Below are 24,835 nucleotides of genomic sequence, written 5' to 3' on the forward strand. Positions count from 1 at the left end.
TGTCGTGTATAGGCATTAATAAATATTTAAAATGTGATAATAGACGTACTTTGAAAAAGATGAGTTATTCAAACGCCATTTCAATAAAATAAGAAATTTTCGATACGACTTAATCGAAATTATGTGTTATTTTCACATAGTTTTTGTTAAGTCGTATTTTTATTTTGATCTTTTCACGAATTTAAGAGTATTGCACTTTAGAATGATTAATTTATTCAAATGAGGGAATAGTACTTAATGTAAGTATATTTGAAATATATGGGGTTGGAGGAGAATAAGGCTTGAAGAGTAAGTTTTGGAAATGGGTAGGCATTATTGCGGCTGCCGTAATTGTTGCAGTTTCTGTACTACTATACCAAATTACTTTTACAGGAGACAACATCTATCCAAACACAAAAAAGCGGCATGCGATGATTCGACTAGAGGACATCGGGCCTGGTGGTGTATATGGTAGTTTGGAAGGTTTAGGAAAATTACGAGCTGTGATGGAATACATCCAGACGAAGGATATACCTTATCATGTGGCCGTTATTCCAAGATGGATAAATGTTGAAATGGATGGAACATGGAAGGAAAGAGGAATAGATGAACCTAATCCCGATCAAGTGGTGAGTAATTTCATCAAACTACTACAAGAAGGTGAGAAACGGGGCGCTATCCTGGGAATGCATGGATACAGTCATCAATTTGGAGATTCCGCCAAGCCTAATGACAATCAGAATTCTGGAATTGGCAATGAGTTTAAAGTGAAAGGGGCACCTGAAACGAAGGAAAGTTCGTATGCAGCTCAACGAATTACTAAAAGTATTGCTGCGTTTGATAAAGCTGGCTTACAACCGAAGTTTTGGGAAACACCCCATTATCATGACACCAGAGTTCAGGAGAAGGTGTTCCGTTCCTTCATAGGTATCCTGTATCAGCCTGATTTTTTTTCCCTTCGCTCGCTTAAGGATATAAATGTTTACGATGATTCGAATGATTATGGTCAAAGCAGTTTAGGGTCCGTTTATGTGCCGACACCTTACAGTTATGTTAAGGACGAAAAATCAGTAGACCGGATTTTATCAAAGGCGGCTAATGACGATGGTCTAGCTTCTTTATACTTTCACCCATTTCTGGAGTTTCCTTATTTGGAGGAACAGCTGGGAGTGGATGGAAAACAATTGATAAGGGATGGGTTACCAGTCTTTAAGTATAAGGAAGACGGCACAAGATCGAATCTTCATAAGCTGTTGGATGGTTTCGAAAAAGAGGGATACCGCTGGATGTCACTCCATGATATTGTGCCGTTTACCCCGGCTCATCGTGTGACGGTGCCTCCCGGAACAACAACTCAGCAAATATTATTAGGCGATGTAACAGGACAAGGACATGCTGATGTGATTGTAGTCGAAAAGCATCGTGTGCTGGTGATACCTCAATCATATAGACTGCCTCGTAATCGTCCGCAGCATGCAGCACAAGTATGGACGAAGCATACCTTTGCGGCTGAAGAAGAGGTTATCCTTTCTGATTGGAACAGTGATGGAAAGCAGGACTTGATTAGCTACAACAAACAAACAGGGGAGCTCCAGATCTTTTTTGCAGGGGAAGGTCAGTTTTTAACTCCTATATTGCTTGGTAAGCTGCCTTCTGGGCTTCAATCCTTAGGGGAATTCCAATCAGAAAAAGGAAAAGGGATGATTGGCACAAAAGAAGGGCATATTAAACTCATTCATTATGTGAAGAATAAACTTGTCATAAGTACGGTGCAATCTCCTATTTCTAAGGATTCAAAATTATACATAGGACGATTTGAAAGCTCTTATCAAAACGACATCCTTTGTGTATCAAGTAAAGACCGTCATGTATCTATTCTCTATTATCAGGGGAATGGCCAATATACGAACTCTAAACCAATTAAAGGGATTAACTTAAACCCGAGTGATCAATTACTTGTTGGTAATCCGAATGGAGATGGAAAAAGCGATTTAATCGTCTATAATTCGGTGACTGGCGTATGGCAAGTATACGAGAACAAAGGGAATAGCCGGTTTGTTCCGCTAGATAATAACTTTGGTCCATGGGCTCATGGCAGTGGGAGAATCGGATTTGTTGCCGACTTTGATGGCAATGGAAAAACAGATATTGGATCCTACGATGATACAGGGCACTTAGTAGACATCGCTCTGTCATTTCAAAGTGAGAATCCTTAATATCGAAAGGAAGAACTTATGCATCTATTTTTCATAATAATTGCTGACATATTGCAAGTGATTATTTTTTCCATTACTATTTTTCAATTTATCATCAGTTTAGCTGGTTATAAAAAGGGAAAAGAGGATACAGAAGAGAAGCACTCACCAGAAAAGTCATTTGCAATCCTTGTTGCGGCACATAATGAGGAGAAGGTGATTGCCCCACTCCTAGATAACCTCAACAACTTGGATTACCCTAAAGAATTGTATGAAGTATTCGTCATCTGTGATAACTGTACAGACCGCACCGCTCAGATTTCGAGTGAGCATGGAGTTCATGCAATGGAGAGGTTTGATGATGTCAGAAAGGGAAAAGGATACGCAGTTGAGTGGATGCTGAATCAGCTATGGCAAAGAGATCGACAGTTTGATGGAGTGGTCGTATTTGATGCGGACAATTTAGTTAGTGGAAACTTTTTGCATGAGATGAATAACAAGCTCATGAACGGCCATCGAGTAATCCAAGCCTATGTAGAAACGAAAAATCCATATGATTCATGGGTTACACTCTCTTATGCGATTAGTTATTGGTTCATGAATAAGATGTGGCAACAGGCTAGGCAAAATTGGGGGATGCCGAACACCTTGGCTGGAACAGGAATGTGCTTCGATTCTGCTTTACTAAAGGAGATGGGGTGGAATGCAACATCGCTTACGGAGGATGTAGAATTTACGGCGCGTTGCGTAATGAGAGGAATCTATCCCACATGGGCTAATGATGCGATTATTTATGATGAAAAACCCATCACATTTAGGAGCTCATTTAGGCAGAGGGTACGTTGGATTAGGGGGCATACTGAATGCGCAATGAGATATATGAAGCCACTTCTAAGCCATGCCGTTAGAACACGTAATTTTTCTGAATTTGATGCGGCTTTGTACTTATTCCAGCCTATCCGGTTCCTGTTCGTTGCAGCGGTGTGGGTCATGACCTATTTGCAATTAGGAACTCCTTTATATACTCACTTTCCCTTTTTAAAAATAGTTCCCGACTGGGCTTGGATTGCGTTAAACATCGCCTTATTTTTGCAATTCCCATTAGTCATGCTGTTAGAGAAACGACCTTTGAAATCTTATTGGGGGCTCATACTATTTCCAGTGTTCCAATTCTCATGGTTCCCGATTACGTTAATAGGAGTATTCACAAGCAAAAATAAAGCTTGGCACCATACAGTCCATACACGTTCTATTCGATTTGAGGATATGAAGGAATGATGATTTGGATATTCGAAATAGCAGCGGAAGGGCATGTGAGAGTTTATTCGCTTTCTTAAGGGGTTTATTCGCTCATCCAACAGATTTATTCGCTTTCTCTAGTACTTTATTCGCTCTTTTTGGAATTGTATTCGCCCTCTAAGCATTTTAAGTCCTAGAAATCGATTAGAGAAACTGCGAGGCAATAGAAGATGTGAATCGAGAAATAATCATTATCGTAGCCGATAGAATTCAAAAAAGATGCTGTCTGCAAAATACAGAACAGCATCTTCTTTACTTTGGTAAAACATAGCTTTTTATATCATCCTAACGCAGATCCTATGGTAAATATCCACCGTATCACCCAATAATATAGCTGCTTCTTTTAAAACATCATATACTTCTTTATATTTTAAGATGGTAATAGAATCATTGTTTGTAAAGAGCTCTGCCAGTCCTGAAATATAGATATCTTCCATCGATTGTTGAGCTATTCTAATTTCTGTAATTCTGCTTTGGCATTCATCAGGTTTTTTTTCCAAAATTAATATTGCGTCACTAAGTTCTAACGCGCCCTGACTTAATAAGTTAGTCATTCCTAAGATTGTAGAGTCCGCTTCGATGTTTAAAGCCTTAATGGTCTTAAATATAGATATGGAGCAGTCACTAATTTTGTTCATCGCAACAGAAATGGAATAAAGATCTTGTCTGTCAAAGGGCGTTGCAAATGCCTCTACAAGGTCATGCTCAAGCTGAAAACGTATGTTATCAGCTTCTTTTTTCTTATTAAGTAAATCATCAGATTCACCTTTGTCCTTAATCCAATTGTCCAAAGAATTAATGATTTCATAATTTGTTTTGCTCTGATTCAAAAGCATGGAATAGAAATCATACTTTTTAGGGAATATTCTATCTAAAAAATTGTGATCACTCATTAAAAAATCCTCCCATTCATTAAAAAGTAGACAATAGCAGCAGCTATGGCAGAACATGGGATGGTGATAAACCAAGCTGTAACTATTTCTTTACCAATGTTCCAGTTTACCATTCGATATTCGTCTGCTGAACCAACCCCCATAATACCACCCACAACCACATGTGTTGTAGAAACGGGTGCACCAGTAAAAGTAGCGAGTAGGATTGAAGTTCCTGAAGAGAGCATCGAATTTAAGCTATGAATTGGTCTGAGATCATATATTTTGTTTCCAATCGTCTTCATGATTTTCCATCCACCTAAAGCAGTACCGATGAACATCACCAAGCCTACTGCTAATTTAATAAAAAGTGGAACACCATGAGAATTCACGATCCCGGCAGATATAAGTGCCAGTGAAATTAACCCGGTTATTTTCTGAGAATCATTTGATCCATGGCTAAATGCCAGAGCAGCCGCCACAATCCATTGCAACTTGTTGATCGTACCATTAATGCTGAATTTAGCATTTCTTAACAGCAGAGCAGATATTTTTTGAATTACAAATGCAATGACGAAACCTAGGACAGGGGAAAGAATCAGTGAAACGATCACTTTCATAATCCCTACTAACTGGTGATTACCTGAAAAGAGCTCCGAAACTCCCCATAAAATGCTGTTAGGTCCATTTGCAATCCAGGCAGCCCCAACAAGCCCTCCAATAAGAGCATGGGTGGAACTGGATGGAATCCCGATTTTCCAAGTAATGAGATTCCAAACTACAGCACCGAAAATGGATGCGATTAATATATGTATAAGATGAATCCCCGGAGAGATTTTAACGATTGCTGAAACAGTATCAGCAACTTGATTTCCACTAAAAAGAACCCCTAGCGATCCAAAAATCGCAACAATCAGCACCGCTTGAACTGGACTAGCAGCTTTGCAAGCAATCATCGTAGCAACAACGGAACTCGCATCATGTAAGCCATTCGTCAGCGTAAAAATCAATGCAATAATAATCACAATAGCCAACAACCAATAGACGCCTGTTAACATCAATTCTCCCTCCTTTTTTTATCTATTTACATTATACTAATCAGATTGTATGAAAATAAATAAGAATCTTTAAAGGTAAAGTTGTTTAGATGGCATATTCAGCTGCGATAAAGTCTAAAAGAAATGAAAAGCCTATCAATTATTTATGTATTAACAGAAAAAGTTGGTTGAGTATTTTCAATGATTTGATGTAAAATATTACAATTTATATTTCTACAAACGCATTCGTCTTATACTATTTTTATGAAAAATTCCAGATATTGAATTACGGAAAAATGCCCTCCTATAAGGATAACGGGTTCGGTTTCGAAGTATATAACCTGAATTCGTTACCGTTTTAGCAAAACAATCAGTAATAATGTCATCGTTAAATTAGCCTATAAAAATGTAATAGAATTGGTTTTATATTGCTTTTTTTCGGTCTGTTAAGATATAAGATATAGGGCTTTGCTTGTGTTTTATCAGTAGAACAGAGTATAGCAATATAAATAAAGCAATTACAAAAACTTGTTTGTAATGAAATCTTTCAAGAAAAAGTAAATAGGCGACCAAAGAATAATCGAGCCTAAATTCATAAGATGACCCATATAGATAGTAGATAAAGAACATATTAATTTGATATAGTAATTTTGTGTATAGTAAAATTTAGTAAAAAAAGGAGAGCTTTATCATGGGTAATATAAAGAATACATATAGTAACTATTTACCTAATGACCAAATATTATCATCATTTAGAACAGGAATAATAAATTCTCACCAACTCTGGAGGGAACAGCTGAATGATGACTATTCTGTAATGGCGGAAAAAAAGGAGGATTTTGAGTACTGGTATTTTAGGTTAAGTGAAGGGTTTATAAAGGATTACTTCAATGAGATGGAATATGAAATTAGTTTAATAACTAGACATAAAGAGTACGAGGACTTATTTGGACTTTATTCTTACTATTATATTTATGATGAATTTTGGGAGTTTGTAAATGGGTTAGATGATAGAGAATTTTTTATTTCATTAATATATATAGATAATATTGGTTCATCTGATAAATCAATTGAAGGACTTAAAAAAATTGTACATCGTGAAATTATTAGAAACAGAATACAAATTCCTGAAATTTTAAAGTCTGTATTTATAGCAATGTCATTTGATAAGTATATGAAAGAAGCAAGAGAAAAAATAATTGAAGTTGTTAGAGCGCAGGGGTATAAGCCAATGATTATTGATGATAAAGAACATAATCAACTAATTGTCCCTCAAATATTAGAAGAAATAGGAAAGGCAGAATTTGTAATTGCAGATATTACTCAACATAGAAATGGAGTTTATTATGAAGCAGGATTTGCTCAGGGTATGGGGAAAGAAGTAATTTTTACATGTAGGGATACTGATTTCGAAGCAGGGCATTTCGATGTAAAACAAATTAATACAATAATATGGAGAAGTATTTCTGAACTAGGAAACAGATTAGAAAAAAGAATTGGAGCAATGATGACAAGGACAATTGAAGAACAAGAAGTTCCTTTTTGATGTGTAACATTAGCGTGGCTAAGTATTCATTCTTAACTGATTTAATCCTTCAATTGTATATATTCAGGAAAAATTTATTTGGGTTATATATTAATAAATAATCTATTTTTCTAAATCACAACTATTACTAACAATAGAAGCTTTTTATATTGCTGTATGAAAGAGGGATGAATGTATTGAAAAAACTTTTATTTATTGGAGCAGGGTTTTCGTATGATTTGGGAATGCCTTTAGCCCATAATTTAACTAGGGATTTCTTTTCTTTCTTAACTCCTGAGAAAACAAAAAATTTCATTGAAATGTGGAAAAGTCACGATCCATATGGTGAAGGTAGGCCATTAGACAAAGAAATATTCGATGAAGTATATGACATTTATATAAAGTTTTATCAAGATGATAACTGCAACTATGAGGAATTTTTAAAAGAAATACAAAATTTAGGTAAAATGGTTGTAGACCAACCAAAAAGAGATTCATTACACTATGCTTTTAGCAAATTTTATGACATTATCACCTATATGCTATGGATATATCAAAAATTTAACTTTTCAATATTTGATTCTAATATGAATTATTACAAAAAGTTTAGTGAATATGTTCCTGATAATGAGGAACTTTGGGTTGTTTCATTAAACCATGATTTGTATATTGAAATGTTGTGTCTAGAGATGGGGATTCCTATTAGTTTTGGTAGTGATAATAAATTAAATATTCCAATTGATAATTATAATTTAAATAATACCTTGAGTTTTGAACTTATCAAACGAGAAGACTTAAATCTAAATAAAATGAATTTTATTCAGAATTCTAGAGGAATAAATCTTTTAAAATTGCATGGTGCTTTAAATGAATTTACATACAACGATGATAAAAATCTTCTCCATGTTTCTTTAGAAGACTGTTCTACAGCTAAAGAATATTTAAATAAAAATTATAAAGTTCATCATGATTTAAAATACTATATAAATGGTACTCTTGCGAATATGTCAAATGAAATAATCGTAAGTGATGAAAATGGAATAATGCAATTTTTAAGATCATCTATAAAAATGGGAGGAGACAAATATAGTATAAAATTTGATTTAAAACCCGGTGAAGAAAAGCTCTATCTTTTTGAAGAAATTTTAAAGCAAGTAGAGGAAATTACAATTATAGGTTATAGTTTTTCAGATAAACATGTTAATTTAAGATTGTATAATGCTATGCTTTTGAATCCACATTTAAAAATTCATATTATCGATCCATTTAATACAAAAACGCCTGCAATTTTAGAACCATTTGATTATAAGTTAAGAATAAGAAAAGGCACGTGTGGTACACCTGAATGGTTTTCATTTTTAGCTAATGGAAAATGGGATAATGATTTATCAAAAAATATAAAGGAATTTAGAAATATTAGACCTAAATATGATTTGCTTTTTCAAAAGCAGTATTTTAAAACAAGAAATTAGCTTAAAGCACCTTTCATTAAAGGAATGTTTAGAAATATTTGTCCTATTTGGGAGGATGCCAGTCCCTCATTCAATTGATGTCTTTTTAATTATTATATTTTAAAAATTTATCAAATTAAAAATTGTATGATGAAATCTTAGTGAAAAAAGACTTCATTTGTTTTGGGGACAGGCCTGCAGATCAATAACCATACTCTAATGATAAATTAGATACGACTGATACCGAAGCGTGATTTACGTTTCGGTTTTTTCGTAACCCGTATTTTTGAACTAAGTCGGTTCAAACTGTCGGATGTTTTTCGATTTGATTTATTGGATAATGATGTTGAGGAGGGTTATTAATGACAAAAAACAAGGGTATTCCAGCACGAATTAAATACGAAAGACATTTGGCTAGATTGACGTTGGCAGAATTAACAACGAAGTATAACGAAGTTGTCGAACAACACGCTACTCAAGAAGAACGTGTTAGTGAATCGACAATGAAACGATTTGAAAATGGTACAAGCGAAACGAAGATGAAGCAAAATACGATATTTTCATACTTGTTTTGCGTAAACTTAGAAGAATTTATTGAATTGAATTTACCAAATACCGCAAACTTTGTTACACCCTTTCTAAAGTTTATTAAGGAATATCAAAAAAGCTTAAAAGACAATTAAATGTGATATAGGTTATTAAAATAGTCAAACTTTTTTATGAAAAAATATACATTCTTTGGCCAATTGCAAAATCATTGTTTATCAAAATTTCTGTTGAAAATTGGGTTGTCCTACTATTTAAATTGTTTCTTTTCTAAGACTATCACATTATTTAATTTCATAGTAATTATACACAATCGGGAAAAAAGCTTTGTTACAAGGACTAAAAATTTAGAAGTAACGCAAATGATGAATGTATGCTAAAACGAGTAGTTAGTGGTGGTATCTAACATGATCGTGATTGGTTGTAGTGGATTGACCGGTAACCTCTATCTATCTTGTCATTCATATCTTCGCTTGTTATACGGGATCACTATGTCCCAACCAGCCTAATCGTGTGTTAACAAATAGAGGGCGAACAGTTTAAATGTCGGGATCAAGTCCCAAGGGCCAGAACGTTCTACCCCGGCTATTATCAATCTATAAATTGAATAAAAAATAGTCAACCAGATTTCTCTGGCTGACCTTATAATACGAAGGGCCAGATTGTTGCACAACACATAGATAACTTGGATAAAGTTTAGGAGAAATCGTGAGGAAAAATATGGTTGACACTATAGGATTACAATTGTAATATTAATTTATAGATTACAATTGTAATATTAAGGGGGGTGTAATTCTATAAAATGGAGAAATTACCTAAAATATCGGAGGCTGAATTGGAAGTCATGAAAGTCCTTTGGGCAAGGCCACCCCAAACAGCGAATGAAATAATTGAAAAACTGGAGTCAACAACAGACTGGAAACCAAAGACCATTCGAACTCTTATTAACAGATTAGTTCAAAAAGAAGCAGTATCCTATCATCATGATAAAGGACGTTTGTATACGTATTTTCCTTTGGTCTCACAAGAAAGTTATCTACAAGTAGAAACAAAATCATTACTAAAGCGATTTTATGGTGCTGCCTTTAAACCTTTACTTGTAAATTTTTTAAAAGAAGAAAAGTTATCTTCCGAAGACATTAACGAACTTAAACGAATTTTAGATGAAAAGAGTAAGGAAATCCAGAGGAAGGATAAGAAAAAATGACCGATATTTTTGTATACTATCTACCTCAGTTTTTTGATTGGGTACTAAAAACGTCCATTATGGCCAGCATAGCAGTGGGACTGATATTAATAGTTAAAACACTCTTGAGAAACAAACTAACATCAAGATGGAACTACTTACTGTGGATGATATTAATAGTCAGATTACTACTTCCTTGGTCCCCGGATAGTTCATTTAGTATTTATTCAATCTTATCGTATGGTTATAAAACAATCATTTCATTTCAAACCCAACCAGAGGATAATTTAAATAAAGAACGTATTCATGTAACGACAGCTATACATAGCAATAAAAACATGGAGAAGGAACACTATGCTGCTGTTTCGCAACAAAAAATGGCCAAAGAAAGTAACGATATTATAAGTAATAAAGCAATAGTCAGTGATGAGAAGCAAAAGAACACACCTATTTCCTTTCATACTATTATTTTATACATTTGGTTAATAGGAGTTTTTGCATTAAGCCTTACAACGTATTGTATTAATCGCCGATTATACAACTTCATAAAAAAACAACCTGTTATTACGGATAAGAGAATTACAGACATTTTTGAGAACTGTAAAAAAACTATGTCTGTTCAAAATAGTATCCCAATAGTTTTAGCTGGTAAAATATCAAGTCCAACAGTACTAGGATTTTTTCGTCCAAGAGTATTGCTTTCAAGAGAGCTAATTAATCAGCTCACTGATCCACAACTACGACATATTTTTTACCATGAATTAGCCCACATTAAAAGGAGAGATGTTGGAGTAAATTGGATTATGCATAGTTTACTTATCATTAATTGGTTTAACCCAATTCTTTGGTTTGCATACTTTTGCATGAGGGATGACCAGGAACTTGCATGTGATGCATATGCCCTCACGTTTATGGAGGAAGAGGAAAAAATCTCGTATGGCCATACGATTATCAGTCTTTTAGAACACTTCTCAAATTTTTATCAAGCACCCGGTTTGGCAAATTTAAGTAGAAATAAAAAAAATATAAAGAGGAGAATTTTTATGATAAAAAAATTCCAAAAGAAGTCGCATAAAGGGTCTGCAATTAGCGTTATTGCTGTTATTGCCGTTTCATCGTTAACCTTACTAAATGCACATGCAGATGGGTCAAATGGAAAGACGAAAGAACAAACATCCTCAGAAAAGGTAGCAACGAATGAAATCAAAAAAGAAAAATTCAAAATTCATATTACAGCAGAGGAACAAAATATGATAGAGAACTCAAATGTTCAATCAGGATTTTTTCAACAAGAAAATGGAACAGGCTTCTTTTTTTATAAAAGTAAATAATTAGTTTGGTTTGGGTGTAGGAGGACAAAACACTTATCGAGATTTGCATCCTTCTTTTTATAATTTAATGGATTTTCCGCAATCGGGCGCGTTTCTCTAAGCAATGCGTCTGTTTTCATTTAAGTCACATATTATTGAACAACAACTAGATATCTAGGTTCAAGCTCCGATGAGAATATGAAATTTTGTACTTAAAGTAACTAGCAGTTTAGTTGAAGGCTGATATAATATTGCAACAGTCGATTCAATAGAACACATAAAATGAGAAAAAGGAGAGGGAAATGAAAAGGTTTATAAAGATTGTTTTAAGCATTAGTTTTATTTTTTATTTACTCGCATTGGTAGTTCTATTATTCTTTGGGGGGGCAAGAGGTTATATATGGACAGATTTGACTTTGATTGAATATATGAAGAGGTCTTCTAATTTTGTTCCATTTAAAACTATAAGTACATATATAAAGGCAATTTATAGAGGAAGTATGAATATTGATATACCTATAAAAAACCTTGTTGGTAATTTTATTATGTTTTTGCCAATGGGTATCTATCTGCCTTACTTTATAAAAAAATTAAACAAAGTAAGTGTATTTTCAATTGCAATGATTATATTGTTATTCGTTATTGAAGTAATACAATTGGTTACAAAAAGAGGAAGTTTTGATATTGATGATTTTATACTTAATATGTTGGGATCTTTGATAGGATTCGGAGTTTGGAAAATGAAGGTTGTTCAGAAGTTGCTGAAATAGCCCTTTTGGGAGATTGTTCATTTAAAGTTAAAAAGTTTGTAAACGGTTGTACTTAGACTAACGGGGTTAATTTAGCGAAAGAAGATTTAAGATTGAAATCATGTTTTAGTTATTCCATTAAAAGGCGCTATCCTTGAATATTAGGATTAGTGCTTTTTTCATTTAAGGGCCAATTATCGAAATAGATATTTCGAAATATTTAGATGTTTTTGCTAATCTTAATATGATGATTGTTGTTAAGTAATCTTAGAAGGAGGAACATTTAAAATGATAAAAAAACTCTATGAAACTCATTTGGAAGTAAAGGATTTAAAAGTTGCTATCAATTTTTATCAAGATAAGTTAGAACTTGAATTAGGATATGCAACAGAAAAAAACGCCTTTTTTGGATTGGAGAACCAGGCTACCAAATGCTAGGTTTATGGTTGGTGCCAGTTTCAAGTGAAATCGAAAAAAGGCACTTTGCTTTTGAAGTAGAGTTTGAATTCTTGATTCATTCCATTCAATGGTTGCAAGATCAAGGAATTGAGGTTATTGGAAGTCAGGGAAAAGGCAACGAGGAACCGATTGTTCAAGCATGGATGCCAGCTGCCAGTATTTATTTTTTAGATCCAGATGGGAATAAATTAGAATTCATTTCCATGCTGAATGATGAACCAAGAGAATTAGATTTTGTCCCTTATTTAAGCGAGTGGAATAAATTGTCAAATTCTTAAACAGGTTTATAGATAGACAACCGTCTAAGTAAATCTGATTGGATATAAATATTTTCAACTATAGCAGGTGAACTACTTATTGTTCTTCAACAATCGGGCGTTTTCCTGTAGTATGGAAAGGGGTCTTTTTTCTTGTATTTGAAGGGTTACCATGGATCGGATATTTTGCTATTGTTTAAGATTTTGAAAATCCTCGTATGAAAAAGATTCTCCATAGGAATGCTTTCTACCAATGGCTATATTAAGGTGCAACTATCAGAAGAAGACATCAATGATTTAAAAGACCTAAGCCAGAGTATTCTTGGTATAGAACTAGATGAAGTATACCTCATAATGTGAACAAATATAGACTCTTTTTTGTTTATGTGAGTTTCCCAAGCAAAGTAAAATTAAGTAGTATAAGTGTATGGCCATCTGACCACCCCAAAGAAGAGTTCTTAGTGACACTTTCGGAAAACACTCGCCTAAATAAAAATATATGAAAAACAAAAAAACTGCGCAAATTTTGCACAGCTTTTTCATATGTTAATCATTTAATGAAAAGTTTAGTTTCATCCTCTTCGTACCAACGCCAACCATGTCGCCTAATAACTTATTCGTGTTTTTAAAACAAATATCAGCGAATTGTTCATTCACTTGTTCTAAATAAGTTTGAATATCAGCTTGTTTCATTGCTTCTTTATCTGCGTTCATTTGAACGTTGCGGCAACTTGCAACGGTATTTTGTTCAAATGCACGTTGGAAATCGCTATAAAGATTGAAATCCGTATCGCCAAGTAAAGCGATAGTGTGGCTTAACCAATGGATTTTGCTAATATCGAACGTCGCTGTCGTATCGCGGTAGCATGCAGGAGTATCCGTTACATTCGCATAAAATGGCACAACAGAGTTAAATGTATTTGGTCCAAATGCTAACCAATGCACGCCTGCAATTTCAGCAGGTACATCGTTACGAATTTGTAAAATATGCGATTCTTGGTTGCGGTTAATGCCGATTGTGCGATAGATGCTCTTCGATTTTTCATCACCTTCACCGTAAGGGTCAAAAGGTGTGTTTTGGAAGTGTGAGCTTAATGCCCATTTTACATCTTCTACAGTGATTTTGCGATTTGCCCGACATATAAATGGCAGATCATGATCCATCGATTGTTGTTCAATTTCTGGATTAAAGAATTTTTGAACATACCATGCGCGTGGGTTGTTATAACGTGTATCTTTTACAGATGCACTGCCAAAGATGTGGCGTAAGTTCACTTGATCTGTATCTGGATTTAAGTGGTATTTTTCGATTAACTCTGGTAAATCCTCTGAGTAAAGTGTATCAGGAGACTCAAAATCAAAATAATCGATGTTGAAGCGGTTCGGTGCAATGACATATGCATCATCTGGAATACGAATCGCTGCCCAGTGATGACCACCGATTGTTTCGAAATACCAGATTTCGTCTTTATCTGAGAACGCTACACCATTTGATTCGTATGTACCGTACTTTTCTAAAATTTCACCTAAACGAAGTACACCTTCTCTTGCAGAACGAATGTAAGGTAGAGCGATCGTTAACATATCTTCTTCGCCAATTCCACTTTTAACGAGTGGGTCAACACCTAAAATACGTGAATTTGTGGTAATCGTTTCCGTTGCTGTCATCGCCACATTTTCACTATTGATGCCTGATTCTCCCCAAATCCCACATTCATCACTTGCATCTGGAGTTGATGTATAGCGCAAAGGATTTTCAGGGAGCTCGATTTCAAACGTACTTTGAACAGATTTATAAATTTTTGGTTGATCTTCTGGATTCATGACAACAAATCGTTGTGGATTAGACGCAGCACTACCACTATCTTCGTTTCGCGCAATCATTGTAGAGCCGTCAATCGAAGCTTTTTTTCCAACTAAAAGTGTTGTACAAGAACCTGTCTTTTGTATCATCATTACATAATTCACCAATCTTTTACTATAAGATATAAATTGCATTTAAAATTATATCATAGAGTGGGAAATATGACTTTAAACGGCTTGTTGCAGGGGATATTTTTGTTTTGCTGGTGTAACAGATTACGGTTCTAAATTTATATGAGATTTAGGAAATAATAATTCGCAATTAGTATGCTAAACAAAATAGAAAAGAGCTATCTGAATTACCTTCTACTAAGGCTAAGCAAGTAACTGGGAAATTGATGGTGTAACTTATGTTTTAGGAATTAATAAAGGACATTTGCATCAATTATATCCGAGAACTAAATAGAGTAAGGGGGATGAATAAATGAAAATAGAAACATACATTTTACTGGAAGATAAGGATAATTGCGTTCCTTTGGTTAAACAAGATGAAATAAAGCGTTTTACAGATAGTAAAGAGGATTTAATTGTAGAAGATTTATTGATATTAGATGGAACAATTACGTTTAAACACAAAAATGAAAGTATAGCAGATTTCGAAAATTTAGACAGTATTAATACACTTTGGCATTACTATACGAATGCTCTTTTTGATTTTTTAGATGAAGGATACGGGCAGGTTTATTATCCCGATTTGCCATTAGAAATTATGTTGGAAAAGAAATCAAAAAAGGAATTAATATTATCTTTAGAAGATCAAATTTTAGTGTGTGATATAGATATTTTTTTAAAAGAATTTTATAAAGCAGGTACTGAATTTATTGAATTAAGAAATTTTATTACAGATGGTAAATATGATGATGATTTTAAAAAAAGTATAAAGAAATTAAAAAAATATATCGATTGAAATTTTAATTAGTTTTGGTAAGTGTCAACGATAAGCGAAGAACGAATTTGAGAGTTTATTCGCTCTTTAAAGGGGTTTATTCTCTCTTCCAACAGATTTATTCGCTCCATCTAGTGCTTTATTCGCTCTTTTTGGAATTGTATTCGCTCTCTTAGCATTTTAAGTCCTCGTAAAATGTCTCTTAACCATTCTGATTTGTGTAATACGAAAATTCAAACACAAATTTTCGAGTAAAAAGAAGAACTATAATCTATTGAAACTTTATCAATTGCAGGAATAAGGATAATTTGTAATGCATAATAATTGCTTAATTATTTAGGAGGAAAAAAATGCGTTCAGAAAAAGAAATGATGGAATTGATATTACGAGTTGCCGAGAAAGATGAGAGAGTACGAGCTGTTGCAATGAATGGTTCCCGAACAAATTTTAATGTACCTAAAGATACTTTCAGAGATTATGATATTGTTTATCTTGTGACTGACTTTCAATCGTTTCTAATCAAACCTGATTGGGTAAATGTTTTTGGGAAAAGAATAATAATGCAAACACCAGAAGATATGGCAATGTTTCCACCTGAATTGGGTGGGAGATTCACCTATCTAATGTTATTTGAGGATGGAAATAGAATTGATTTAATGTTGATTCCGATTGAGGAAAAAGATATTTATTGTTCTGAAGATGGATTAACAGTAATTTTATTGGATAAAGATGGGAACATGCCTAAGCTTTCTGAACCAACAGATAAAGCTTACTGGGTAAAAAAACCTTCTGCTGAATTTTTTGCGGATTGCTGTAATGAATTTTGGTGGGTATCAACTTATGTAGCAAAAGGGTTATGGAGACAAGAAATACTTTACGCTTATGACCATTTAAATAGTGTAAGAGAAATGTTACTAAAAATGCTTGAGTGGAAAGTTGGTATAGAAACCAATTTTTCATTAAGTGTAGGAAAAAACAGCAAATACCTAAAGTGCTACCTTGATAACGACATTTGGGAAAGATTGATGAAAACATATCCTAATGGAGATTACGAACAAGTTTGGAATTCGTTATTTGAAACAATTGACTTGTTTGAGCAAGTAGCTATTGTAGTAGCTAGTATCCTCGAATATCAATACCCTTCTGAAGATGCGAATAAGGTAAAACAATACCTTACTAAAAATTAAACTCAATATTTGTGAAGGTATATACTTGGTGTGTATTAGTAAAAAGGGCAATGTCATATAGATGTTATCCTTTATCATTTAAAAGCACTTTTGGTAAAACTCTTCTCTAAGTCTCTATTGATATTTTTACTAATGGTGCAGTTTAGTTGAATAAACAGATAAAAATGAATGATTATTATGTAGGAAGGATTTCTTTTTCTATTTGCAGAATTAATCAGTGAAAAAGATAAATATTATTTTAAAGGATGACTGTATTTTGATAAAGAAATTTGGTTTGATATTTATATTTCTATTATGCTGCTTTTTAATATTTAAATATACAGAGAGTGAAGTAAAAGCAACTTTTACAGGAGTCATTGAAGAGATAAATGGACAGACTGCCATAGTCTATGTAACTGAAGAAGACGATAAAGATAATGTAGTTTCAGGAATAATTTATGTAAATCTTGCGAAGAATCCCGACGTAACATTTCAGGTTGGTGATAAGGTAAAAGTCGGTTATGATGGTACGATACGAGATACAGCACCAATTGGTATTACTACACTTACTATAGAATTAGTTCAGTAATGTCTAATAGAGATGTTGACTAATGTAGCGTTGTTGCTTTGTAATAATGTTTCATAATTTAAAGATTGTGAAATAATGTACTTAAACTTACTGGGGGCATTAGTTGAACAAGAGCTACAAAAAAAATAATCCAACTTATTCATAAAAACTGTATATTAAATTACCGAAAAAGAAAGCATTTTGATCAATCTTTGTTCAATGTGCTTTCTTTTAACTTATTATAAAAAATGGCTTTTAGAATTTCTTTTTATCGAACTTTATTCTGTTCTGTATACAGCACTCAACGAGATTGAGATGACCAACTATCCATGTGTTCATTCTCGATGCGTCTTAGAGCGCTGTACAGAACTCGAATGACAGCAGATGGAGCATTGCCATATGTACACAGTTCAGCACAAGAGGCTTTCACAATGCCATGCTGACCACTCGATTGAAGGTTTGTTAAGTTAAGTTATGACTTTGAACGCAAAGTACATTCCAACTAGGATGGCTAACGTAATAAAAGGCTTGAATACCCACTGTGGGGCTTTAATAATTTTCAAAACCAACCCTATAGCAACACCTGCTACAAGCATAATTATTAGAATAAGTGCTAATTGAATTGCCATGGTATTTATTACTGAATTATTTATAAAAAAATCCATTCTCTTTTTCCTCCTTCTTTACTTGTAATTGTAAATGAAGAAGTAAGTGATAGCATAGAATATTTTTGGTATTAGTAGGATTTGTGTAACTTAATCGTTTGACCGTTTTTCGTAGCGATACGATAAGGTCTTAACAGATTCAACTTTGAGTTAGCTTACTATAACCTTTCGTATCAAACTCTTAAGAGCGCATAACAAGCCTGTTAGAGTCGATAATGAAGTGAAGGGAGCATTTCACAGGTTTTTTAATCGTGAGTAGAGGGAGATATAAAAAAGACATGCATTAATTTAATAACATAGGTAATAAAGGGATTTATTTTGGTCAAAATTAGTGATTTTAAAATGAATCAGCAAATTCAAGGTCGTAAAGATAAGTATAATGAATATCATTTGGCGATGAATTATTTTACTAAGTTTTTAATGTTTTTGCAGATATATGCAAGGTTAGCAGTACAATAATAAAGTAATTAGGTTTACTTCAGCAAAATAAGGTATAATAGATTCTCTTTAAAGACAAGAAAAGTAGGTGAATAAAGTGGGGAAATATCAATTGGATACCAAAGGTCAGGCAGCTGTGACAAAGTATCATGAAAAACACAAGCCCGCCAAATTTGATAAAAAGCAGCAACTTGAAAAAATACGAGCGGAGTATTTGAAAAAAAAGCAAGAACAAACAGATAAATAATATGAATGAAAACATAGGAAGATTAAAATCTCCCTATGTTTTTCTTATTTCGTAAATATGTAATACTCCCTATTGGAATAAATCGATATATAATGGACGGTGTAAAAGCCTCCAACTCCTTGTGGTTCTATGTATCGGCATAATGCTGCGCGAATACTAAATAGACAAACTACACGCATAGTAACTGAAGTATCAGAGTTTCTGGACGGGGGTTCGAATCCCACCGTCTCCTCTCCATAAGACGAAATCATACGGTTTCAATGAGTGTCAAAATCCTTGATAGATGAGGGTTTTGGCACTTTTTTTATTTCATTGAGTTTCATATGGTTTCAACAAACCGTAGCTAAAGACGTAGCTAAGAACGAGTGGTTTTTATTTGAGATGTTTAGTTAATACTAGTTCATTGAATTTATTATTAACATCATCAAATAAAAGTTTTCCTTCCTTTTTCTTATTCACGTAAATTAACTCTGGATGTTCAACTATTATTTTTTTCATTACCAAACGTACAATTTCATCTAGCTTAATACAAATTTCTTGTATAGTTTTCACGTTGGAATGTTTAATATGTGAACCATGCACATAATCTGATCTAAATTTATAGCATTCTTTAATATCTTCATATATTTTCATAGAATCTTTAGCTTTTTCACTTATAAAAATACTGGTTCTTTCTGCAACTTTATGCGTATTTTCACCTTTTACGGCAAATAATGTTTCTAATATGGATATATACATTGCAATTTTTGCAGGTAAGAAAGTTTCTTGTCTTACAGTATTTAAATACATGAAGGATCTACTTAAAGAAGTAGTCTCATTGTAACTATACAAACTTGTATTTATCGTTTTATTGAGTTCGATTTCTACCTTAGAAGAATTTTTAATCTGATTTTCAACGATTGCTGAATACCAAAAACTTGCTTGTTGTATTTCTTCTAAAGTGAAATGAGTTTCATTTATATCACCATTGGCTTTCGTAAAATAATTTTTTTGGTTTAATAGAATCACAGGTTTTTCTTCAAGATTCCCATTATATTCACAAGAACAAACACTTGCAAACACTGGAGTTACAGCATTGTCTTTAATGAACCATAAGGCTTGTACAAAAAATTGATTTGCTATGCTAAATGAAAAAATATGCTGACTACGTTCTTTATCATTTAAGCCTATTAATGGTGAAAAGGAGATATAATTATCTTCTATGATTTTTGCATTAATATATCCAATATTTTCGATATATTTTCCAAGAGATTTTTCAAAAATAAACTTTTTCGCATCACTTTGAAAATGAATTTGAAAGATAACGTTATGATCTTTATCAGTAAACTCAAAATCTTTCTCGTAGTCATCAATTACAAAATTTTTTAAAGGGGATAGAAAAGCTTCCATATGCATATACCTCTTTTCATTTTAGTATTGAAGTAATTTTAATGAATCTAAAATGATATGTATATCATTTCTCTGATTATTGTCTAAATACTTAAATACTCTTCAAACTTCTGAATAGCACTTTCTTTCACTTTAGCAGTTACGTGAGCATAGATGTTCATTGTTGTTTTCTTGAATAGACAATCTTTAAACCTATGGATAGATAAAAAAAGCCACCTATTAATGTTACTCAATCATGCTGGTTTCTTCTTGAATTATTTCTTCTTCTACGGTATCGAATGTATTAAGGATTTCATTTAGAAATAATTCTAATACATTTGTATTTATTACTGAATTTAAAGATGTATTTAGTAGCAAATAGGTAGCGATTGATTCATATAAAGTTAGAGCTATTAATTGCCCAGGAATTCTCAATCCAAAATTACTTGGTCCAAAAATATATGGTGGATAGTCTATATCATTAGACTCAATAGTTCCTAGACTTTCAAAAGTACCCAATGGACTTGAATGTATTTGATAATTAGCTTTTTTATAAAATGTATTAGTTTCATTATGATCTCTTATATATCTTTCTAACATTTTAAAAGTAATGACGCCGTTTGAACCTTTAAATAATGGTCTGGACCATTCATAACTATATTTAAATTCTTGTCCGTAATTATCTAGAATATCACGATATTTGATTTTTAAATTTATAAAATAAGGATCCATTTTATTTAGATCCACTGAACTTATAATTTCTTTATATTCTTCAACAATAGCAGCATCATTATATCTTTTTAATAACTCGTTAAGTAAATTTGTTGAATTATAGTTTTTACAAAATAACATTAAGATAATTTTAGTTTCATGTGAAGTTCTCCATCTAGATAACGCAGCATCAGAAAAACCACCTTTAAGCAAATAGCTTATTTCTTTAGAAATGATGATAAGCTTAGAAAGCAATTTCATAATAGTAAAAAACCGTAGACTATGTTCTGAGTTGTTATTATCAAGTTTCACTATTTCATTTGAGGTATCTATCGAGTCTGTGCATAATTCTTCAGAAATATTTATGAAACCATCTAACATTGAAAGTGGGCGCAACCATTTTTGTTTTATACGAGATTGAAATTCTAGGTGAGCTAGTCTATCTATCTCTAGAGGTTCATACATATTATCCTTTAGGGTTTGGAAAAAACTCGTAGAAATTTCTTTAATTAAATCCCCATCTACTGTATTTAAAACTAATTTTTCAATTTCTTCATTAGTAAGGTTATTCCCTATTTTTTCTTGTTCTGTTATAACCTTTTGAAGAGCTTGATAAAATAGATTGTCAAAATTAGTTATCATAAAATTCCTCCATAATTTTTCATACCTTATTTATTGTGAGAATGGTTAATAAAAGTTTTCCGAAAATTTATTATTTTCGCCGAAACGAAAAGCACTTTTTAAAAGAGAATTCAGATAAATTTAAGTTATAAATATATTATACACCTTTATTATTAAATTAAAGAGTGGGATAAGAACAAGAAAAGAGCACTTGTCATAATGAAAAATGCCGGGCAAGCAGATAAAATTGTGCAAGACCAAACTACAATGTATGTTATTAACCTATCAGAAATAGAATGTGTCACCGTTGATTTTGTGAATCTATTTCCTTCTATTGGTTGTCCTTTTTTTGTTGCTGTAAATATATAACATTGATACAATTTCTTTAGTTAATAATTTTCGTAAATATAAAAACCTCTTTTGAAAAAGCTCAGAAGTTTATATTACTAAAGAATTGATGTAATCAAAGAATACCTATACGCAATGTAAATTACAGAATGGAGAATATACTATGGCTACAACAATCGAAGTGAACAAACAGAGTGTCAAACAATTATTAGAAACCGGCAAAGTTAATAAATTCATTATCCCTGAGTATCAACGTCCATATGCGTGGGCTGACGAACAAATTCAAACGCTCTTTGAGGATTTAGTAGAGTACACAGAAAATGATAATGAAAGCACTTATTTTCTGGGAACGATTGTTTCTTACGAGAATGAGAATTATGAACAGGAAATTATAGATGGTCAACAACGAATCACATCTTTGTTTTTATTGCTTCGTGCACTTTACTCAAAACTTAATTCAATGACAGAAACAAAAGAAGTTAAAAATTTTAAGGGACAAATTGAATCGGCATTGTGGGAACAGGATGAATTAACTGCTGAGGTTGATTTCGAAAAAACGCTTATTGAATCCAGGGTGATGAGAGATGAAGGAAACGAAACTTTCGCCAAAATTCTTATCAGTGGCACTATTGAAGAAAGTGCGAAAGATAACTATTCGTTAAACTACAAATTATTTACAGAGCTAATAGAGAAATATGCTACTAGTGAGCCAGAGTTGTTTTTCTGGTTCATCCGTAATGTTTTGAACAAAGCGATTTTATTACCAATTACGGCAGATTCACAAGATACGGCGTTAACTATCTTCTCAACTCTGAACGATAGAGGATTAGCTTTATCCGATGCAGATATTTTTAAAGCAAAGATCTATAATCACTTGGATGCTGAAGGAAGGGCAGTTTTTATTGAACAATGGCAACAACTTGATGATGAAGCTACAAATACGAATGAAAGCATTCAAAAACTGTTTTATTATTATATGTTCTATTTGAGAGCATTAGAAAACGATAGAAATACAACAACACCAGGAATAAGGAAATACTATTCAAGGAATAATTTTGAGCAGTTATATAAGAGCGACGTGATGAAAAACCTGAATACGGTGCTTAACTTATGGCTTGTAGTTAATAATCGTGTAGAAATCGAAGATGAAGACTGGTCGAAAAATATTGAAATTAAACAAGTACTTGATGGGTTAACTTCGTATCCAAATGAATTTTGGAAATACCCAGTGGTTATATATTATCTTAAATACCATGGTTCGCAAGATTTTGAAGATTTATTCTTGAAATTTCTTAAGAAACTACTTGCAGTTTTGGCTGCAAGGTATATAGTTACGCCAACTATTAATGCTGTAAAGCGAGGAATCTTGAATTTAAACTCTGAAATTATTAGATCCTCTATGCCAATATTTGATTTTGCTACAATAAATGAACAGGAATTAAAAGGGAAGATTAAAATGGCTCACCGTAATACTGTTCGTATGATATTGAAGATTCTTGCTTATCAAAACCAGGAGGAACTACTTCCTGAGAAATGGGAAATAGAGCATATTCTTCCTCAAAAATGGCAATCAAGTTATTTTCCAAGCAATTCGGAGGGAGAAGTAAAAGAGTTGGTGGAACATATTGGAAATAAGATTCCTTTTGAGAAAAAGCTAAACATTATTGCAAGTAATGGATACTTTAAAAAGAAACAAGAAAGTTACAAGAAATCAAAAGTACAGTTATTACTTGATCTTTCTAACCAGCATAATGATTGGGGGCTAAATGAAATTCGAGAAAGAGACATTCGGATTTCTGATGAGTTGTTAATCATACTAAATGATTGGGGATTAAATCAATCTGAACTTCCAGTTCAAGAAGAACAATCTTCAGTTCCAACCCCTGAAGAATCAAAGATAATTGAAGAGTTAAAAAGAAAAGGTTTAATTTAAGAGTATGTGTTGAATAATAAAAATAGCTTCAATGCGTCAACTTAACTATTATCAAAATAAAAATGTACATAGCCCTGATAAAAGTGGATTATGTACATTTTTTATTTTGTTCTTATTCAAAGGGATTTGTCTGCTATTAAAAATTAAGGAAGAATAATAAAGGCGTGTCAGAATCCTTTATTATTCTTCCTAGGGTTGTTATTTTGTATCTTAAAAATATAGAATTTATTTACTATAAATTATTTTATAAATATCCCCAAACCATACATAATATTGTCCCGAAGACAGTAACGAGAGCAATAATTAAAGCATAATAAATATTGGTGAATATTGCTCCTTTATCTTTCGTTTCACCTGCATGCATAAATACAACCAATTGAAGAACTGCTTGTATAAATGCTGTTACAAGTAAACTTGTCATTACAACTGGAAAGGAAACATGAAGAAAATAAACACTAACAGCGATCAAAGTTAGGATTATTGAAAGTGCAAAACCTATTACTTGTTTACGAGGGAATATATTTTCCATTTTAGACCATTCCTTTCAAGTAAATAAAACTGAAAATAAAGATCCAAACGAAATCCAAGAAGTGCCAATAAAGAGAGAAAATAAACGATTTATTAGTTGTTTCTGGTGTCAACCCACGTTTTTTTAGTTGTAGAACAATTAATAATCCCCAAAATGTACCAAATGTTACGTGAGCTCCATGAGTCCCCAGTGTTGTTAATAGGGCAGCAGTAAAGGCACTTGTTTGTAATCCTGCACCAATATGAACATAATGCCAAGCATATGAATATCCCGATTGTAGAGATAATTGTTGGAATCCACATTCCGAATATGAAAGAAAAACCCAAAACAAAGAAAATACAACCTAATATAAAAGGAACTCCGCTGTTATTTGGCATATGAATTTCTTCATATTTCCCTGGGAATAAATCATGATTATTATACTTAGCGTCCCACAAAGCTTCAGTTGATTTAACATGTGGTAATATTTGAGCTAAAGCATAAGCGTGATGTGGTAGATTTTCAAATAATTTCTATTTCTTGATACACTAGATGAATTTGCTCCAATTGGTGTATTCGGACAAAAAATAATATGAATACAAACAAGAAGTACTAACTTGGTTAGTACTTCTTGTTTTAGGTTGTAGA

At 32.8% G+C, this 24,835-nt stretch carries 21 protein-coding genes and 3 pseudogenes; 15 read left to right on the forward strand and 9 right to left on the reverse strand.

Annotated features, from left to right (window positions below; genetic code table 11):
- Nucleotides 1–281: 281 nt before the first annotated feature.
- Nucleotides 282–2,195, forward strand: a complete 1,914-nt coding sequence (locus Q8X41_RS20730) for a DUF2334 domain-containing protein (RefSeq protein ID WP_397538145.1) — start codon at nt 282–284, stop codon at nt 2,193–2,195.
- Between the two features lie 18 nt (nt 2,196–2,213).
- Nucleotides 2,214–3,452, forward strand: coding sequence for a glycosyltransferase family 2 protein (locus Q8X41_RS20735; RefSeq protein ID WP_397538146.1), 1,239 nt, complete (start codon nt 2,214–2,216; stop codon nt 3,450–3,452).
- Between the two features lie 296 nt (nt 3,453–3,748).
- Here the strand turns inward: Q8X41_RS20735 and Q8X41_RS20740 are convergent, their stop codons facing one another.
- Both Q8X41_RS20740 and Q8X41_RS20745 read right to left on the reverse strand, forming a co-directional pair.
- Complete coding sequence (locus Q8X41_RS20740) at nt 3,749–4,366, reverse strand: DUF47 domain-containing protein (protein WP_397538147.1); 618 nt, start codon at nt 4,364–4,366, stop codon at nt 3,749–3,751.
- Entirely contained in the window at nt 4,366–5,403 is a 1,038-nt protein-coding gene (locus tag Q8X41_RS20745; protein ID WP_397538148.1) for an anion permease, read from the reverse strand. Before Q8X41_RS20745 ends, Q8X41_RS20740 begins: the two co-directional genes overlap by 1 nt.
- A 670-nt stretch (nt 5,404–6,073) precedes the next feature.
- On the opposite strand from Q8X41_RS20745, the gene Q8X41_RS20750 reads away from it, so the two are divergent.
- From Q8X41_RS20750 to Q8X41_RS20780, 7 genes and pseudogenes are all read left to right on the forward strand, one after another.
- Nucleotides 6,074–6,928: a hypothetical protein gene (locus Q8X41_RS20750; RefSeq protein ID WP_397538149.1), complete on the forward strand. Its 855-nt coding sequence runs from the start codon at nt 6,074–6,076 to the stop codon at nt 6,926–6,928.
- A gap of 176 nt (nt 6,929–7,104) precedes the next feature.
- The gene (locus tag Q8X41_RS20755) at nt 7,105–8,379 is read left to right on the forward strand and encodes a hypothetical protein (protein ID WP_397538150.1); all 1,275 of its coding nucleotides are present in this window, start codon (nt 7,105–7,107) and stop codon (nt 8,377–8,379) included.
- A gap of 341 nt (nt 8,380–8,720) precedes the next feature.
- Nucleotides 8,721–9,041 (forward strand): hypothetical protein, encoded by a 321-nt coding sequence (locus Q8X41_RS20760; RefSeq protein WP_397538151.1) that lies wholly within the window; start codon nt 8,721–8,723, stop codon nt 9,039–9,041.
- A 665-nt stretch (nt 9,042–9,706) separates the two neighbouring features.
- On the forward strand, nt 9,707–10,111 hold the full coding sequence (locus tag Q8X41_RS20765; RefSeq protein WP_397538152.1) for a BlaI/MecI/CopY family transcriptional regulator: 405 nt from the start codon (nt 9,707–9,709) through the stop codon (nt 10,109–10,111).
- Nucleotides 10,108–11,421, forward strand: a complete 1,314-nt coding sequence (locus tag Q8X41_RS20770) for a M56 family metallopeptidase (protein ID WP_397538153.1) — start codon at nt 10,108–10,110, stop codon at nt 11,419–11,421. The genes Q8X41_RS20765 and Q8X41_RS20770 overlap by 4 nt, the downstream gene beginning before the upstream one ends.
- 281 nt (nt 11,422–11,702) lie before the next feature.
- A complete protein-coding gene (locus Q8X41_RS20775) occupies nt 11,703–12,170 on the forward strand; it encodes a VanZ family protein (RefSeq protein ID WP_397538154.1) in 468 nt (155 codons plus the stop codon).
- A 267-nt stretch (nt 12,171–12,437) separates the two neighbouring features.
- Nucleotides 12,438–12,886 (forward strand): annotated as a pseudogene (locus Q8X41_RS20780) (VOC family protein).
- Between the two features lie 525 nt (nt 12,887–13,411).
- On the opposite strand, the gene Q8X41_RS20785 reads toward Q8X41_RS20780, so the two are convergent.
- A complete protein-coding gene (locus tag Q8X41_RS20785; protein WP_397538155.1) occupies nt 13,412–14,821 on the reverse strand; it encodes a C69 family dipeptidase in 1,410 nt (469 codons plus the stop codon).
- A gap of 331 nt (nt 14,822–15,152) precedes the next feature.
- Between Q8X41_RS20785 and Q8X41_RS20790 the strand changes: the two genes are divergently transcribed.
- From Q8X41_RS20790 to Q8X41_RS20800, 3 genes are all read left to right on the forward strand, one after another.
- Complete coding sequence (locus tag Q8X41_RS20790) at nt 15,153–15,635, forward strand: hypothetical protein (protein WP_397538156.1); 483 nt, start codon at nt 15,153–15,155, stop codon at nt 15,633–15,635.
- A 329-nt stretch (nt 15,636–15,964) separates the two neighbouring features.
- Entirely contained in the window at nt 15,965–16,801 is an 837-nt protein-coding gene (locus tag Q8X41_RS20795) for an aminoglycoside 6-adenylyltransferase (RefSeq protein WP_397538157.1), read from the forward strand.
- Nucleotides 16,802–17,018: 217 nt separating this feature from the next.
- Nucleotides 17,019–17,369, forward strand: a complete 351-nt coding sequence (locus tag Q8X41_RS20800; protein ID WP_397538158.1) for a hypothetical protein — start codon at nt 17,019–17,021, stop codon at nt 17,367–17,369.
- Between the two features lie 446 nt (nt 17,370–17,815).
- Here the strand turns inward: Q8X41_RS20800 and Q8X41_RS20805 are convergent, their stop codons facing one another.
- Nucleotides 17,816–18,013: a hypothetical protein gene (locus Q8X41_RS20805; protein ID WP_397538159.1), complete on the reverse strand. Its 198-nt coding sequence runs from the start codon at nt 18,011–18,013 to the stop codon at nt 17,816–17,818.
- Between the two features lie 535 nt (nt 18,014–18,548).
- Between Q8X41_RS20805 and Q8X41_RS20810 the strand changes: the two genes are divergently transcribed.
- The gene (locus tag Q8X41_RS20810; protein WP_397538160.1) at nt 18,549–18,698 is read left to right on the forward strand and encodes a hypothetical protein; all 150 of its coding nucleotides are present in this window, start codon (nt 18,549–18,551) and stop codon (nt 18,696–18,698) included.
- 372 nt (nt 18,699–19,070) lie between these two features.
- On the opposite strand, the gene Q8X41_RS20815 is transcribed toward Q8X41_RS20810, so the two are convergent.
- Both Q8X41_RS20815 and Q8X41_RS20820 read right to left on the reverse strand, forming a co-directional pair.
- On the reverse strand, nt 19,071–20,087 hold the full coding sequence (locus Q8X41_RS20815; protein ID WP_397538161.1) for a hypothetical protein: 1,017 nt from the start codon (nt 20,085–20,087) through the stop codon (nt 19,071–19,073).
- Nucleotides 20,088–20,312: 225 nt separating this feature from the next.
- The gene (locus Q8X41_RS20820) at nt 20,313–21,419 is read right to left on the reverse strand and encodes a DUF5677 domain-containing protein (protein WP_397538162.1); all 1,107 of its coding nucleotides are present in this window, start codon (nt 21,417–21,419) and stop codon (nt 20,313–20,315) included.
- A 156-nt stretch (nt 21,420–21,575) separates the two neighbouring features.
- Between Q8X41_RS20820 and Q8X41_RS20825 the strand changes: the two genes are divergently transcribed.
- Both Q8X41_RS20825 and Q8X41_RS20830 read left to right on the forward strand, forming a co-directional pair.
- Nucleotides 21,576–21,767: a DUF1643 domain-containing protein gene (locus Q8X41_RS20825; RefSeq protein ID WP_397540319.1), complete on the forward strand. Its 192-nt coding sequence runs from the start codon at nt 21,576–21,578 to the stop codon at nt 21,765–21,767.
- A 142-nt stretch (nt 21,768–21,909) separates the two neighbouring features.
- Nucleotides 21,910–23,679 (forward strand): DUF262 domain-containing protein, encoded by a 1,770-nt coding sequence (locus Q8X41_RS20830; RefSeq protein WP_397538163.1) that lies wholly within the window; start codon nt 21,910–21,912, stop codon nt 23,677–23,679.
- Nucleotides 23,680–23,923: 244 nt separating this feature from the next.
- Here Q8X41_RS20830 and qoxD read toward each other — a convergent pair whose 3' ends face one another.
- The 3 genes and pseudogenes from qoxD to Q8X41_RS20845 all read right to left on the reverse strand — a co-directional run.
- Entirely contained in the window at nt 23,924–24,208 is a 285-nt protein-coding gene (gene qoxD, locus Q8X41_RS20835) for a cytochrome aa3 quinol oxidase subunit IV (protein ID WP_397538164.1), read from the reverse strand.
- Between the two features lies 1 nt (nt 24,209).
- Nucleotides 24,210–24,461 (reverse strand): annotated as a pseudogene (locus tag Q8X41_RS20840) (cytochrome c oxidase subunit 3); the annotation flags it as partial.
- Nucleotides 24,448–24,672, reverse strand: a pseudogene (locus tag Q8X41_RS20845) (cytochrome ubiquinol oxidase subunit I); the annotation flags it as partial. The pseudogenes Q8X41_RS20840 and Q8X41_RS20845, both read right to left, overlap by 14 nt.
- Nucleotides 24,673–24,835 lie beyond the last annotated feature (163 nt).

This window comes from Rummeliibacillus pycnus (genome assembly GCF_044359855.1).
In the GTDB taxonomy this organism is placed as follows: Bacteria; Bacillota; Bacilli; order Bacillales_A; family Planococcaceae; genus Rummeliibacillus; species Rummeliibacillus pycnus_A.

Excerpts from the sequence above, each read along its gene's own strand:
- Q8X41_RS20735 (WP_397538146.1), top strand. The coding sequence starts at position 2,214 with ATGCATCTATTTTTCATAATAATTGCTGACATATTGCAAGTGATTATT.
- Q8X41_RS20740 (WP_397538147.1), bottom strand. The coding sequence starts at position 4,366 with ATGAGTGATCACAATTTTTTAGATAGAATATTCCCTAAAAAGTATGAT.
- Q8X41_RS20745 (WP_397538148.1), bottom strand. The coding sequence starts at position 5,403 with ATGTTAACAGGCGTCTATTGGTTGTTGGCTATTGTGATTATTATTGCA.
- Q8X41_RS20750 (WP_397538149.1), top strand. The coding sequence starts at position 6,074 with ATGGGTAATATAAAGAATACATATAGTAACTATTTACCTAATGACCAA.
- Q8X41_RS20760 (WP_397538151.1), top strand. The coding sequence starts at position 8,721 with ATGACAAAAAACAAGGGTATTCCAGCACGAATTAAATACGAAAGACAT.
- Q8X41_RS20765 (WP_397538152.1), top strand. The coding sequence starts at position 9,707 with ATGGAGAAATTACCTAAAATATCGGAGGCTGAATTGGAAGTCATGAAA.
- Q8X41_RS20770 (WP_397538153.1), top strand. The coding sequence starts at position 10,108 with ATGACCGATATTTTTGTATACTATCTACCTCAGTTTTTTGATTGGGTA.
- Q8X41_RS20775 (WP_397538154.1), top strand. The coding sequence starts at position 11,703 with ATGAAAAGGTTTATAAAGATTGTTTTAAGCATTAGTTTTATTTTTTAT.
- Q8X41_RS20785 (WP_397538155.1), bottom strand. The coding sequence starts at position 14,821 with ATGATGATACAAAAGACAGGTTCTTGTACAACACTTTTAGTTGGAAAA.
- Q8X41_RS20790 (WP_397538156.1), top strand. The coding sequence starts at position 15,153 with ATGAAAATAGAAACATACATTTTACTGGAAGATAAGGATAATTGCGTT.
- Q8X41_RS20795 (WP_397538157.1), top strand. The coding sequence starts at position 15,965 with ATGCGTTCAGAAAAAGAAATGATGGAATTGATATTACGAGTTGCCGAG.
- Q8X41_RS20805 (WP_397538159.1), bottom strand. The coding sequence starts at position 18,013 with ATGGATTTTTTTATAAATAATTCAGTAATAAATACCATGGCAATTCAA.
- Q8X41_RS20815 (WP_397538161.1), bottom strand. The coding sequence starts at position 20,087 with ATGGAAGCTTTTCTATCCCCTTTAAAAAATTTTGTAATTGATGACTAC.
- Q8X41_RS20820 (WP_397538162.1), bottom strand. The coding sequence starts at position 21,419 with ATGATAACTAATTTTGACAATCTATTTTATCAAGCTCTTCAAAAGGTT.
- Q8X41_RS20830 (WP_397538163.1), top strand. The coding sequence starts at position 21,910 with ATGGCTACAACAATCGAAGTGAACAAACAGAGTGTCAAACAATTATTA.
- qoxD (WP_397538164.1), bottom strand. The coding sequence starts at position 24,208 with ATGGAAAATATATTCCCTCGTAAACAAGTAATAGGTTTTGCACTTTCA.